The sequence below is a fragment of the Streptomyces sp. NPDC007157 genome (assembly GCF_040634235.1).
GTDB lineage: Bacteria > Actinomycetota > Actinomycetes > Streptomycetales > Streptomycetaceae > Streptomyces.
This window is the reverse complement of sequence record NZ_JBEYFE010000049.1, coordinates 22622-34560: the sequence shown is the minus strand read 5'-3', so window position 1 is coordinate 34560 and position 11939 is coordinate 22622. Positions and strand designations below refer to the sequence as shown.

Annotated in this window: 15 protein-coding genes and 3 pseudogenes; 8 read left to right on the top strand and 10 right to left on the bottom strand. The window is 68.3% G+C overall.

Annotated elements, in window-relative coordinates; all coding sequences use genetic code 11:
- Nucleotides 1-672: transposase (locus ABZ642_RS45050; protein ID WP_360497118.1), on the top strand; the 672-nt coding region annotated here is incomplete at its 5' end.
- Nucleotides 673-1065: 393 nt separating this feature from the next.
- Here ABZ642_RS45050 and ABZ642_RS45045 read toward each other — a convergent pair.
- Complete coding sequence (locus ABZ642_RS45045; protein WP_360497115.1) at nt 1066-1608, bottom strand: hypothetical protein; 543 nt, start codon at nt 1606-1608, stop codon at nt 1066-1068.
- A gap of 956 nt (nt 1609-2564) precedes the next feature.
- Here ABZ642_RS45045 and ABZ642_RS45040 point away from each other — a divergent pair.
- On the top strand, nt 2565-3188 hold the full coding sequence (locus tag ABZ642_RS45040) for a hypothetical protein (RefSeq protein ID WP_360497112.1): 624 nt from the start codon (nt 2565-2567) through the stop codon (nt 3186-3188).
- Nucleotides 3178-3471 (top strand): hypothetical protein, encoded by a 294-nt coding sequence (locus ABZ642_RS45035; protein WP_360497109.1) that lies wholly within the window; start codon nt 3178-3180, stop codon nt 3469-3471. The genes ABZ642_RS45040 and ABZ642_RS45035 overlap by 11 nt, the downstream gene beginning before the upstream one ends.
- 67 nt (nt 3472-3538) lie before the next feature.
- Here the strand turns inward: ABZ642_RS45035 and ABZ642_RS45030 are convergent, their stop codons facing one another.
- Nucleotides 3539-3910 (bottom strand): fic family toxin-antitoxin system, toxin component, encoded by a 372-nt coding sequence (locus ABZ642_RS45030; protein ID WP_360497106.1) that lies wholly within the window; start codon nt 3908-3910, stop codon nt 3539-3541.
- Nucleotides 3907-4161: a hypothetical protein gene (locus tag ABZ642_RS45025; protein ID WP_360497103.1), complete on the bottom strand. Its 255-nt coding sequence runs from the start codon at nt 4159-4161 to the stop codon at nt 3907-3909. The genes ABZ642_RS45030 and ABZ642_RS45025 overlap by 4 nt, the downstream gene beginning before the upstream one ends.
- Before the next feature lie 146 nt (nt 4162-4307).
- On the opposite strand from ABZ642_RS45025, the gene ABZ642_RS45020 reads away from it, so the two are divergent.
- On the top strand, nt 4308-4742 hold the full coding sequence (locus ABZ642_RS45020; RefSeq protein WP_360497100.1) for a hypothetical protein: 435 nt from the start codon (nt 4308-4310) through the stop codon (nt 4740-4742).
- A gap of 183 nt (nt 4743-4925) precedes the next feature.
- Here the strand turns inward: ABZ642_RS45020 and ABZ642_RS45015 are convergent, their stop codons facing one another.
- Nucleotides 4926-5117: a hypothetical protein gene (locus ABZ642_RS45015; protein ID WP_360497097.1), complete on the bottom strand. Its 192-nt coding sequence runs from the start codon at nt 5115-5117 to the stop codon at nt 4926-4928.
- Between ABZ642_RS45015 and ABZ642_RS45010 the strand changes: the two genes are divergently transcribed.
- Nucleotides 5116-5295 (top strand): hypothetical protein, encoded by a 180-nt coding sequence (locus ABZ642_RS45010; RefSeq protein WP_360497094.1) that lies wholly within the window; start codon nt 5116-5118, stop codon nt 5293-5295. The genes ABZ642_RS45015 and ABZ642_RS45010 overlap by 2 nt on opposite strands.
- Here ABZ642_RS45010 and ABZ642_RS45005 read toward each other — a convergent pair.
- Complete coding sequence (locus tag ABZ642_RS45005) at nt 5284-5556, bottom strand: hypothetical protein (RefSeq protein ID WP_360497091.1); 273 nt, start codon at nt 5554-5556, stop codon at nt 5284-5286. The two genes, ABZ642_RS45010 and ABZ642_RS45005, sit on opposite strands and share 12 nt — an antisense overlap.
- Before the next feature lie 233 nt (nt 5557-5789).
- On the opposite strand from ABZ642_RS45005, the gene ABZ642_RS45000 reads away from it, so the two are divergent.
- Entirely contained in the window at nt 5790-7328 is a 1539-nt protein-coding gene (locus tag ABZ642_RS45000; protein ID WP_360497088.1) for a competence protein CoiA family protein, read from the top strand.
- Between the two features lie 117 nt (nt 7329-7445).
- Here ABZ642_RS45000 and ABZ642_RS44995 read toward each other — a convergent pair.
- Nucleotides 7446-7550, bottom strand: a pseudogene (locus ABZ642_RS44995) (IS5/IS1182 family transposase); the annotation flags it as partial.
- Between the two features lie 212 nt (nt 7551-7762).
- Between ABZ642_RS44995 and ABZ642_RS44990 the strand changes: the two are divergent.
- Nucleotides 7763-8260, top strand: coding sequence for a GNAT family N-acetyltransferase (locus ABZ642_RS44990; RefSeq protein ID WP_360497085.1), 498 nt, complete (start codon nt 7763-7765; stop codon nt 8258-8260).
- A 143-nt stretch (nt 8261-8403) separates the two neighbouring features.
- Here ABZ642_RS44990 and ABZ642_RS44985 read toward each other — a convergent pair.
- Nucleotides 8404-9176 (bottom strand): annotated as a pseudogene (locus ABZ642_RS44985) (transposase family protein).
- Nucleotides 9177-9337: 161 nt separating this feature from the next.
- Nucleotides 9338-9742: a type II toxin-antitoxin system PemK/MazF family toxin gene (locus ABZ642_RS44980; RefSeq protein WP_360497133.1), complete on the bottom strand. Its 405-nt coding sequence runs from the start codon at nt 9740-9742 to the stop codon at nt 9338-9340.
- 109 nt (nt 9743-9851) lie between these two features.
- Here ABZ642_RS44980 and ABZ642_RS44975 point away from each other — a divergent pair.
- Nucleotides 9852-10076: pseudogene (locus ABZ642_RS44975) on the top strand (IS701 family transposase); the annotation flags it as partial.
- Nucleotides 10077-10179: 103 nt separating this feature from the next.
- On the opposite strand, the gene ABZ642_RS44970 reads toward ABZ642_RS44975, so the two are convergent.
- Together ABZ642_RS44970 and ABZ642_RS44965 are read right to left on the bottom strand one after the other, a co-directional pair.
- Entirely contained in the window at nt 10180-11040 is an 861-nt protein-coding gene (locus ABZ642_RS44970) for a hypothetical protein (RefSeq protein ID WP_360497082.1), read from the bottom strand.
- Complete coding sequence (locus tag ABZ642_RS44965; RefSeq protein WP_360497130.1) at nt 11037-11939, bottom strand: sigma-70 family RNA polymerase sigma factor; 903 nt, start codon at nt 11937-11939, stop codon at nt 11037-11039. The genes ABZ642_RS44970 and ABZ642_RS44965 overlap by 4 nt, the downstream gene beginning before the upstream one ends.

The window sequence follows — 11939 nt, the reverse complement described above, 5'->3', positions numbered from 1 at the left end:
CGACGCTCCGTCCAACGGCAGCTCGGCATGACCTACCGCACGGTCAAAGCTTTGGCCGACGCCGCGATGCCGGAGGATCTCTTCCAAGGCCAGTGGCAGAACCGCCCGTCCGTCCTCGACGACTACAAGCCCTACCTCGACGACCGCTGGAGCCAGGGCTGCACCAACGCCTGGAAGCTCTGGGAGGAGATCGTTCCGCTCGGCTACAAGGGAAGCTACCAGCGCGTCCGGGCCTACATCCGACTCAATCGCACCTCGCCGCAGCCGGTGAACGCACCGCTGCCATCGCCCCGTACCGTCGCCGGCTGGATTCTCCGACGGCCCACGGCACTGTCCGAGGCCGAGCAGATTCTGCTCAAGACTGTCCTGGCCCAGTGCCCCGTGCTTGACGCCCTGACCCGGCACGTCCGGTCCTTCGCCGTCATGCTCACCGAGCGCCAGGGTGAGCGCCTCCCCGAGTGGCTCGACGCGGTCCGCCAGGACGACCTGCCCAGCCTCCACACCCTCGCCGCAGGCATCGAACGCGACCGGGACGCCGTCATCGCAGGACTCACGCTTCCCTGGAGTTCCGGCGTCGTCGAAGGGCACGTCAACAGGATCAAGATGCTCAAGCGCCAGATGTTCGGGCGCGCAGGCTTCGCGCTCCTTCGCAAGCGTGTCCTGCTGGCGTGACGAGCACGCGCGACTATGAGGCCGGATCCAGCGGGGCCTACTCAGGACGTCGTTCGCGCGCCACGCGTGCGGCCACCCCGTGAGCCGCCTCTTACTCCCGCTGGTTCGGCCACAAGGGCCTCGGGTGCTCCGGCGGCACCTGTTGTCGGGACCGTCCGACCCTGCCACAACCGGCCAGGCCATGCCAACCAAAAACCCACATCGCGCCGACGTTGTCCAGGTGAAGTAACTGGCTGTTACCGCGTCACGGAAGTTGAGCCAGAACCCGTTCTCGTGGACAAAGCCACTGACCGATTTCACTGAACTTTGACCGCTCGCCGCTGACCAGCTGGCTGCACGCCAGGCATGGAAGGCCAGCGGCCCGACACCCGGTCTGGCCCGATGGCCAGTCGATCAGAGGTGGGCGGCATCGAAGAGGGGATCGAGTGGATCGCCCTCATACCCAACGACAAGACAGGCCTCGGCCACTGGTCCCCGAGAGAGCTCCACGAGCCGGGCAAGGGCTGTCGTCTCGGATGGCAACTCGGCGGGGTCGATACCGAGCGCCCGGGCCGCAAGGTCGCGTCGCCGGTCGAGGTCTGGCAGGTCATCCCGATACTCGTCGGCGACCCTCTGGAGTTCTTCGGCCGTCCGACCGGGAGCGTCCCGCCACCACGGTGCCACAAGACACAGCCGCACCAACTCCGGCAGTCCAAGCGCGAGCGGGCCAGCCTGGCCGTCGAGGCTTACGTATACCACCGGACGTTCCTCGCCGCCCTCGCCGACGAAGCAGAACGCATCTCCCGAGCCGGCCCGTGCGAACTGCTCCAGCCGAGTTCCAGAGGCGAGCTGGATCCCTTCCTCCAGCTCGTGGGAGGCCGGGTCGGTCGCGTCGAGGTCCGCCACGCCGGCAAAGAACGCCACGGCCGCGTCGTCGGTTCCCAGGAGGGGCAGCAAGGCCCCTGGCACGTCGGGCCGGCGGGCAGGTTCACCAGACTCGGCCGGTGCATTCGATCCATTCACCCGGCCACGGTATCCCGGGCCCTCGACATCGGGCGGGGCCGGCCGTCAGGGCGGTCGGTGGCGTCGAGCCGCCGTGAGCCGGGTCAAAGTTCGGCGAGACGGCGGCACCAGGAACCCACGGGCTACTCTGCCTCCAAAGGAGGAACCACCCTCCGGTTCCCTAGATTCCCCTCCAGGAATCCGCGAACCCATCGGCTTGTGAACACACCGACTTCCACCGCTTCAACCGCGCGAGTTGGACCCACCCGCTCCAGATCGGCGCCATCGACGTCGCTGGCTGCTCCGTTGTGGGGATCAACTGGGACAGCGGCGACCACTCGATGCGACATCGCAGCGAACGCCGCTTCGGACAGGTCTATCCCGTGACTCTTCAGCCTGGCCCCACGAGCCAGACAACGATGCGTTGGACGATCCCGCCCTACGAGCCCGGTCACCACGGCGCAGAGTGATCAGCAGGCACCACCGACTACTCAGGGTGGTCAAGCTGGAAACCGCCAGAGAACATGCGACACCTCAACATGCGAGCTTACCAGTCTCAACCCCCGGGGTGCGGGCGCCAACGGGTCGGTCAGCGGCGGATGGTGCCGCCGTTGCGGTGCTTCCCGTGGTGCTGGCCCCGTGTGCCCAGCTCCACCGGCGTGGATGCTGAGACGTCCCGGAAGCCCCGCAGGATCGGACCAAGTGAGCCGGCGGGGACCTGGTCGCGTAGTCCGGCTGGCCCGGACTCGGCACCCTCCCTGCCGGGCCTGCCCCGGTGAGCCGGCGACAGCAGGCCCGACGCGTGCGGCATCCAGGGCAAGCGCGAGCAGAACCGCCGTGTCGGACGGTCTTTACCCGTACCGCCCGTCTCCGGGAAACTGGCAGCAACTGTCGTGTAAGGGGGCGCGAACGTGGCCGGGACACCCGTGCGTTGGGCCAAACCGACGCGGCTCGGCGCCGGGCCTGCCTCCGAAGCGGCCTCCTTCGTGGCCGCCCCTCTGCTCGCCGGGGCCTGCTTCGCCACGATCGGTGTGCTGGGCGCCGATGCCGGACAATTTCGCTGGCCAGGACCCGCGATGATGCTGCTGACTCTGGCCTTCATCTCTCTCATCGGCAGCGTCCAGTACGGCTTCCAGGCCCGCGAGTTCTTCTACTCCGTGGCCGACATCGAGGACTGGGAACCTTCCGCCCCGAGCGAGCCGGGGTCGTCCGGTCCTGGCAGCCCTCGGCCGTCGGCCGAGGATCGCAAGCGGCAACATCGGCGGGATTTCAAGGAGTGGCATCGCCTGAACCGGCGCGGCGCCCTCACCTACAACCTCGGGATCGTCCTGCTCGGGGCGGGGACGACGCTGATGCTGGCTGCGCCGGACGGAGCGTCCCTCACGCATGCGGTATGCCGCTGGACCGCAAGCGGTGCTGCGGGATTCGCCACGCTGGCCGAACTGGAGTGGGGCCTGCGGGACCGCTTCCTCCGTCGACGGATCACCGGCGCCGGGAGGCGCAGGCCGAGAGCAGGAGACGCAGATGAGCGGTGACGGATTCTCCCGTGGCAGGGGGTGGGGCGACAATCCGCTGGATGCGGAGGGCCTGCGGTGCTGTGTCTGTGACGGCGAACTGCTGTGGAGGGGGGAAACCTACCGGCCACGAGCACGCATGTGGGTCCTCAGCAGGGCCAGGCTGCTGGCTGAATCGTCATACGCCCACACCGAGAACTGCCAGGCGCGTGTCATCCCGATCCGGCAGCTGGTCGGCATGACAGCAGACGAAGCCCTTGCGGAGATCGCCCGCCTCAACGGCACACCGGGAGACGGCATGTAACAGGTCACGCTGCAGGCCGCCGTACGGGCCGTGAACTCGCGGCCGGCGGGACCGCCGGGACCTCGGATCAGGGTTTCCAGGTGCGCAGGAGGGCGGCGATCCGGTCGGCGGTGCAGCGGGGGCTGTTCAGCTCATGGGCGAGTGCGGTGAGCTGTTCGCGGGTGGGGTCGACGGGAATGTTGCTGGCCTCGAGATACATGACGGCAACGGCGCAGGCGACGGTGAGGTTGGAGCGCTCCAGCCACCGGCAGCGACCCACGGTGTGCACCAGGGCGGCAGCACGGGCGAAAGCGCCGCCGTAGACGGGAGTGTCGAGGAGTTCGCCGCGGTGGCGCGCGACGGCAGCGATGGGCACGCCATAGTCGTCGGCGGCCGGATCGCGATGCCCGGCCCGCTCCGCCACTTCGAGGATCCAGGATTCGTCGACGTGCAGGATCACGCGGCGGCGCCCGGCTGCTGCTGGGTGTACGGGGCGTCGAGCTGCTGCTCCAGGTCGTCGAGGAACGCGCCCTGCTCATCGATGAGCCGCTGGGAGGCCGCCATGCCCGCGGCACGGGCGCCGGTGGTGTCCTCCATGATGAGCCGCTCCACGTACTTGTTGAAGTCGAGCCCGCGGGAGCGCGCGGCAGCCTTGCCGGCCTCCAGCACGCCCTCGGCCAACCGAACCTGCGTCTGCCTATTCGTAGCCACACCTGATGGTAGCAGTGTGGTAGCAAGCGTGGGCTAGGTACGGACGTGACCATCGTCTACCGGTGACGCGCTCGGAGTGGCCCCCTTCGAGTGAGCACCCGCAGATTCGCGTCCCGTGACGCACGGGCGAATCTACGACGACGCCGATGGCTTCGTACGCGAAGGACCCGCGCTGTATCACCATGGCCGAGGCCTTGGTCCCGTTGCTGCGCCGCTCCTCTCCCGAGAGGGCCGGCGGCTACGGCGGCTCCTACCAGGTGAATCTGGACGATGAGGAAGCCGTCGGAGTCGGCGGAGTCGAACTGATCAGGGCCGCGATGCGTAAGGCGGCCCGGCAGCTCGACTGGAACGTGGAGACGATCGGGTGGATCGGCACCCGCTTCGGCACGATGATCGCCCTTCGGGACACCCGGGAGGTCCCCGAGGTGTATCGCACAGCGGTCGACGCGGCGATGTGCGAGCAGATGAGCGCTGCGGTGGCCCGGGTGTCGGCGGAATCGGGCGAGGCTCCTGTCCTGCGCGGCTCGGTCGCCCTGATGACGCAGGAGTTCCGCGCGGCTGTCGCCGAGGCGAGTGCCTGATCAGACGTCGTCCCCCCTCTTGTCTTCTTCGATGTGCGATGGGGTCGGTCGGTTGTGAGCGTTGGCCGGGTCAGTCCGTGCGGAGCATCCCGCCGGCCTCCAGTTCCTGCTTGTGGCGGTCGATCAAGCGGCGCACGCCGTCCTGGACGCCGCCCGTGGAACTGGCAGCCGTGTCCCTTCCGGTCATGTCGTGTGCAATGTCAGGGAGTTGAGGAACTCTGCCAGGAAGGACCACAGCAGGGTGTCGCGGCCCCATTCCGGGTCGATGAGCGTGATCTGCCAGGCGCGGGTGACCTCGCGTACGGCTTGGCGGTTGCAGCCGGGGAAGGTCCGGCGTAGCACGCGCGGCGATATCCGGTCCCCCATCCCGGTCATGACGCCATGGTCCTTCCAGGTCGTCACGTCAACGGCGCCGCGTTTCCCGTTCTCGTCGACACGGCGCCCGGGCCGGTACGACCAGTCCGGCCTCGTCGGCCTGCGCGGACAGCGCCCGGACGAGCTCCGGGTCCGCGACGAACGCGGTGACGTACGCCCGCTTCCGCTACGGCTGTAGGTCCGCGGCGGCGGACACCGGCAGCACGGCGGCGAAGGTCAGAACGAGAACGGTGCCGACCGGCCACAGGCGCAGGCCGCGCCGCTCCGTTCTGCGCCGGGGCGGATGTGCAGTCACATCCCTTGAGACACTCTCGCCGCGCCAACGGTTGCGGGTCGTGTCGGCCGCGTCGTACCCATCGTCGCGGCCGGTGTCGATGTCACGGGCGAGGTCTATCAGCGCGCCGTAGGGCGGGTTCAGGGCATCGCCCGCCGCGTCCATGTATGCCGTGACGATCGCGGCGCCGAACGCCCAGGAGGTGCCTCCAGTACCCCTGGGGTTGTCAGAGGCGGGATGTACCGTCAGTTAGTTGGGCGCCCGGCAGTGTGGCTGGGTGCCCACCGGAGGCGGATCTCGTCTCCAGTACGGCTGGAGGTTGCATGGCCCTGGACAGACGCCGAGTGCAGACCGCAGTGATCGGCTGCGCCGATTCCGAGCTCCCTGTGGTCCTTCCAATGGAGGCGATAGAGCTCGATGACTTCCGGGCCCGCCACACCGGTCAGACCTACTGGTGCGGCACTTGGCTGAACGGGTGCGGGCACCAGCTCTTCACCAAGCTCTACACCGACCGCGCCTGCCACTTCGCGCACCGGCCGGATCCCGAGCACACCTCCAGCTGTGCCCGGAAGGCGGCCGGGGTCTCCAGCGCGGACCACCTGTACATCAAGCACGGTCTGCTGGCCTGGATGGCGGAGCAGGACGTCGCCGTCACGGCCACCATCCCCCGTGAAGCGGACGGGTCCATCGGCGGGGAAGTGCTCTTCGCTCCCGCCGGGCACGCCGGCCTGCGGGTCCTGCTCTCCGAGGCCGGCTCGCCCGCGCCGGGGGAAGAGGACTCGGCCCATCTGGTGCTCGGCCCGGAGATGGCGTCCGATCCGGACGTGCTGCTGCGGCAGGGGTACGTCAACCGCATCCAGCTTGTTCCCGACGGCACCCGCCGCCGGATCCAGGTCGGGACCGAACGCCATGGCGGCGCCACCGAGTGGTTCGACCTGCACGAGGTGGGGTTCACCGATGCGGGGCTGACCACTCCTGCGGTCGAAGAAGTCCGCCGGCTGCGGACCACGCGGCGGCCCATCGGGGTGCAGACGCCCAAGGCGGCGCCGCGGCCCCGGCCGACCGTGCGAGCCACTGGAGATGAGACGCACGGCGTCCCTTCACCGGACCGTGCGGACGTCATGACGGCCCTCGAGCAGGCCATCAGCGACGGGCGCAGCCGCGCGGAGATCCGCCGCTGGCTGAACCGGGCGGAGGAGGTGACACACGGCGGATCCACCGCCGAAGAGAACACCCTGATCAGGGCAGCAGCCGACGCTCTGCTGAGGCTGGAACGAGCCGTCGGCGTGCCCACACCGCGCGAACCGTCCTTCCGGGAGCGCAAGGCCCTGCAGAAGGTCCAGCGACTGCTGGGCAACTTCGCGGTGCAAAAGCGCCACGGGTTCACGATGGTCACGCCCCAGCAGCGCCGCCAGCTCGCCCAGGCCGCGGAACAGGCCTCCGCGTGGCTCACCGACGCCCAGCGCTCCCAGGTCCACGAATGGCAGACAGCTCCGACGGAGTCCGCACCCGCACCGCGTGCCCCTCAGTCGCCGGTGCCTGCCCGGACGCCGCGCATTCCCCCTGCGGGTTCCCGCTCTGCGCGCTTCGACGCGGCCGGCCTTGCCGAGGCGGTCCGCGACGTCCTGGAGCACGCAGCCCGGATAGGGAAGACCGTGACCTTCGCCGATCTGTGTGCTCAGGTCAAGGACCTGGGGGAACTGCCGGAGTCTGAGCAGGTGCAGGTGCTGCGGCGGGTCAAGCCGACCGCTCGCCCCCGCAGTGCGAAGCCTCAGCGCCCTGCCCTGCTCACCGCCCTGATCACCACCGAGGCAGGAACCATGCACCCGATCTACCGGCGACTGGCCGACCACGCCGGCCATCACCTGCCCCAGCAGGCCGACAATGCGTGGACCGACACCGTCAACATCCTTCACGACCGGTACCGCAACCCGTAGCGGCACTGCCCCACCGCCGATGCCCGCGTCAGCCAACGGTGTCCCCGGCGCGGGCAAGCCGGATCGTGCCCACGGTGGTGAGACGAAAGGCCAGGTTCGCCTGAGCCGGCGCACGCTGGGCGGGAGCTTGCAGCGGCGGTCACCCTCACGGGTGACGATGAGCATCGTTACCCACTCGACCAGGGCATGCGGCAGGTCAAGTGAGGCAGGATAGGGAACCAACGAGGCTCCTGCGCTGGTGAGTTGAGACGTCGAACACCTCTCTCAACGGCACAGGAGCCTCGTGCGTTGCGGAACGCCGGCCGGTCACCCGATCAGTGGCCACACTGAAAGAGCTCAGTAGGTTTTTTTCTTCTTCGAGTTGGCGAGTCCGGACTGTTGCAGGAGGTCAGGATGCCGGAGTGCGCCGATGGCAGCGTGGATAGGCTGGTCAGGTGATCGAGACTGAACGACTCTTGCTGCGCCCTCTTCGGGTTGAGGATGTCGACGCGTTCGTTGCGCTCCATGCCGATGAACGGGTGAACCGGTTCGTCGGCGCCTACTCGCACCAGCAGGCGTTGGACCGGCTGGCCTCAGTCGAGCAACAGTGGACGGAACGCGGGCACGGGCTGTGTGCCGTCGAGCTGAAGTCCACCGGTGAGTTCATCGGCCGGGTCGGGTTGAACTACTGGGAGAACTTCCATGAGGTGGAACTCGGCTGGACTCTCAAGGCCGAGACATGGGGCCACGGCTATGCGACTGAGGCGGCCCGCGCATGTCTGGACTGGGGATTCGCGACCTTGAACGAGCCCTACTTCATCTCCTTGATCCGTCCTGGGAACACCGCCTCGGTGCGCGTGGCGGAGCGGCTTGGCTTTGCCCCACTGCGTGAGGACGAACTCTTCGGGAATCCAGTCACGGTGTACTCGATGGACAATCCGACCTCACACTGAAGCACGTGGGTCTGCGGTTCTCGCAGGTCAACGCGGCTTCTTCACCCACTGACTGGTGCGGGGGCTTTTGCGGATGAGACGCCTAAAGGGTGTTGCAGAAGGCCGTGTTTTTGCAGGCCGGAGGGCGATCATGGCTGTTCTGATCACGTGGCCAGGGCGAGGTTGTGCATGTGGGCGACAGCTTGGACTGCATGGTGGAGGCCGTCGCCGTGCTGTCGGCAATCGCGGAGGATCTTGTAGTTCTTCAGCCGGCCGATCGCATGCTCGACCCGCGCACGGACCCGGCGATGTTCCGCGTTGTCGGCTTCCTCGCCGACCAGGAGGGCCCGACCGGGTCGTTTGCGGTGCGGGACGACCAGGCCGGTGTCGATGTAGGCGCCGTCGCCGAGCACGGTGACGCCCTGGCACTGCTGCCGCAGACCAGAGTCGCGCCATACATGGGCGTCGGCCCTGTTGCCCGGAGCCGGGCGGGCGGTGGCTACGACCAGGCGGGTGTCCGCATCGATGATGACCTGCACGTTCGCGGAGAACCGGTAGTTGCGGCTCGAGGCGCCGACCTTGCGGTCACGGACCGGGACCAGCGTGCCGTCCACAATCCACAGCCGGTCCGCGGCATCGACGGGCCGTGCGGCCGGCTCGAGTGCCAGAAAAGGCCGCAGCCGCTGGATGACCCTGCACACCGTGGCAGGCGAGACCCCGAAGAGCGGGGGGCGAGCTGCCGCATGGTGAGGTTCATGCGGTAGTAGACAGCCACCAGCAGCACCCGGTCGGCAAGCGGCAGACACCACGGCCTCCCGATGCGCGGCCCACCGCCACCCCGCTCCCACACCACCTTCCACAACCGCTCGAACTGCTTCATCCGCAGCCCCGTGAACGTCTCCACCCACAACGGATCAGCCGTCAACACCCCACGCATACAAGGAAAATGCCCTGCTCACGGCCTTCTGCAACACCCCTTAGTACTCCAGCCGTAGATCGTGATCTCGATGGTGAGGGGCGTCGAGGCGGCAGGTGTCCAGCGTGGATGATCTCGCCCGAGATCGCCCATGCCGTCGCGGGCGTCGGCTCCTTATCCGTCTACCCGAGTTCACCGCGACGGAGGGCGTCCCTTATCTCGTTGAGCTTCGCGGTCGTTGCCGGGGTCCGCTCCTGTGCTTGTTCAGCGAGTCGGAGGGCATCGTCGATCTCGCTGAGCTTCCTGGAGGACAGGACGGCCGCCCGCTTCATCAGGTCGTCCCGGGACACGGTGGTCAGCCACGTGCACGGGGTGAAGCCTGGACGCGGGAACGCGAGCCGCAGCACGCCTTCGAGCGGCAGCCCTTCACCGGCGCCGACCGTCACTTCGATGCCCAGACCGCTGATGTCGAGGCCCGCCGGAGCAACGACCTGCATCACCTGGAACCCGGACGCGTCGTCTCCTGACAGCAGTACGACCAACCTCCGCTCGTCGAACTGGACCCACCAGACTTCGCCACGTTGCACAAGCCCTCCGATACACAGGACGGCAGGCAGACGCTGCGCGACCTGACGCGGTGTGGAGACGGGTGCGGCCACCGTTGATCATCGGTGTGTGAAGACAAACGATCATGCGGTGGCCGCAGGTCACAGCGTAGACCCTGCCTGCTGGCAGGAGGCGTTCGAGAGCCTGATGAGCCGGATAGCGGGACGCTTCGCACGGGTCGAATCCCGACGCCGGGCCCGGAAGTTGGTACTCGGCCTGTTGTCGGACCTGCCGCGCAAGAACTGCTGGACCATCGCCGAGTGGGCGGGGGACCGGACCCCGGACGGCATGCAGCACCTGCTCGGGAGGGCGCGGGAGAGGAACAGGACGGAATGCAAGGAGAATGCGGCTCCCCGTGGCCGCAACTCGGTGAGCGCGGTCGTGACCTCGTCGAGCGGCCGGCCCCCAGGAATCCTGCTCAATGCGGTGCGGTCTTTCCCATCTGGGAGGGGACCGCTGTTGTGTTCCCGACTGTGCGAGTAGCGGACAGAGACTCATGGAAACCCTGATCTGTGCGATCGTTGTTGTCGGGGCGGGCAGGGACAGTACCCGGCGCACACGGTTTGTTGGCCGCGGCAGCGAGCAGGGCACGGATCTTACGGGCGAACCCGGCCCCGGGAAGCGGCAGTTCCACATCGGGCTGGCGCAGGTATCCGGCGGCGACCGCCAGGGGAAGATAGGCCATGAGTTCCGTGACCGCCGCCGTCCTGGGCCGGGCCGCGTACTTGGTGACGGCGAGCAGGGCGCGCAGGATCGAAGTGGCGGAGTCCCCGGCCTCCGTGCCGAGCCAGGAGCGGACAGGCTGCGTCGTAAAGGGGTGCGAGCGTACGGGTACTTCGGGCGGGGACTGGACGTCGTCGGTCTGGCGGTGCCACCACGCGGCGGTCGCTCTCTCGCCCAGGGCCAGGTGATGCAGGTAGAGGCAGTATGCGGCTGCGGGCTGTCCGGCACCGGCGGCGTACTGCCACCAGTAGCGTGCCCCGTCGTCCGTGTCGGTCAGCTGCAGGACGCAGGCGAGGACCAGGGCGCTGCGCGGTTCGGGCACCTGGTCGGTGACGAATTCGGCGACGCTGGTCGAGGGCATGTGGGTGACGAGGGTTTCGCACAGTGCGCGCAGGTCCTCAGCGGCCTCGGTGGACGCGTTGTCCCTGGCCGGGGGGACGTCGGCGACGCGGGTGCCGCGGCGGTGTTCCGCGGTGGGCGGCGGAACGATGTCGCGGGGCACCATACGGTCGCGCACGAGCAGGGCCCTGGAGAGCATCTCTTCGATGTAGGTCATGCAGGGGTCCTTTCGGTCTCGGGGGGCGGGCAGATGACGCTCTCGAGAAAGTGGACGGCGTGACGCTCGTCCGATCCCACGGTGGCCAGCGGGACGCCGAGGAGGGCGGAGGCGCTGTCCAGTGCGAATCCGCACAGCCGCCGCAGCACCATGACGTCGAGCTGGTTGTCCGGCAGCCTGCTCATCGCCTTGAACAGCTCCAGGCTCTCTGCCATCTGGTGCACGCGTGCGGTGTCGTCGGTCAGCACCCGCAGGGCGACGGTGTCGAAGGCCGCAGCGCCGAACTCGGGCCGGCCATCGATGTGCGGCGTCCTCGACATGACGGTGGCACGCAGGACTTCCCAGGCGAAGCGCCGGGTGTCGGAGCTGGCCAGCGCGTCGTTCCAGCGCAGCCAGAGGATGTCGAAGGTGTCGGAGACAGCGCTGTCGCGCTGATCGTCGTCGAGGAACACCTGGGCGTACAGGCTGTAGTCGCCTTCGGCCAGTTCCCGAAAGGCGCGGTGGTCCAGGGGCGGGACGGTGTGCGAGGCGGTAGCGGTCGTGGTTCTCTCGCTGCAGCGGTCGATCCACTCCCGGGTCTTGTGGGCTTCGAACGCCGCGTGCCGCCAGAGCCGGTACAGCGGCCACTGCGGCATGTTCAGCTCGGCGGACAGACTGAGGATGATCTCCCAGCGGGGATACAGGCCGGTACCGCGCAGCAGCTCTGAGATCTTCGACTTGGAGAGCCTCACCCGGACGCTGAGTTCACTGAGGGTCAGCCCGCTCGTCAGGTAAGTGTCGCGCACCGGTTCCAGCCAGGCACGGTGGGCGCTGCCCACGCTCTCCACGATCGGACCGAGCTTGCGGCCCGGCCGCGGTGGCACCGGGCCGGGGCCCGGTGCAGGCGGCTTGGAAGACAT

Excerpts from the sequence above, each read along its gene's own strand:
- ABZ642_RS45035 (WP_360497109.1), top strand. The coding sequence starts at position 3,178 with ATGAGCGGTGACGGATTCTCCCGTGGCAGGGGGTGGGGCGACAATCCG.
- ABZ642_RS45020 (WP_360497100.1), top strand. The coding sequence starts at position 4,308 with ATGGCTTCGTACGCGAAGGACCCGCGCTGTATCACCATGGCCGAGGCC.
- ABZ642_RS45010 (WP_360497094.1), top strand. The coding sequence starts at position 5,116 with ATGACGCCATGGTCCTTCCAGGTCGTCACGTCAACGGCGCCGCGTTTC.
- ABZ642_RS45015 (WP_360497097.1), bottom strand. The coding sequence starts at position 5,117 with ATGACCGGGATGGGGGACCGGATATCGCCGCGCGTGCTACGCCGGACC.
- ABZ642_RS45005 (WP_360497091.1), bottom strand. The coding sequence starts at position 5,556 with ATGGACGCGGCGGGCGATGCCCTGAACCCGCCCTACGGCGCGCTGATA.
- ABZ642_RS45000 (WP_360497088.1), top strand. The coding sequence starts at position 5,790 with ATGGAGGCGATAGAGCTCGATGACTTCCGGGCCCGCCACACCGGTCAG.
- ABZ642_RS44970 (WP_360497082.1), bottom strand. The coding sequence starts at position 11,040 with ATGACCTACATCGAAGAGATGCTCTCCAGGGCCCTGCTCGTGCGCGAC.
- ABZ642_RS44965 (WP_360497130.1), bottom strand. The coding sequence starts at position 11,939 with ATGTCTTCCAAGCCGCCTGCACCGGGCCCCGGCCCGGTGCCACCGCGG.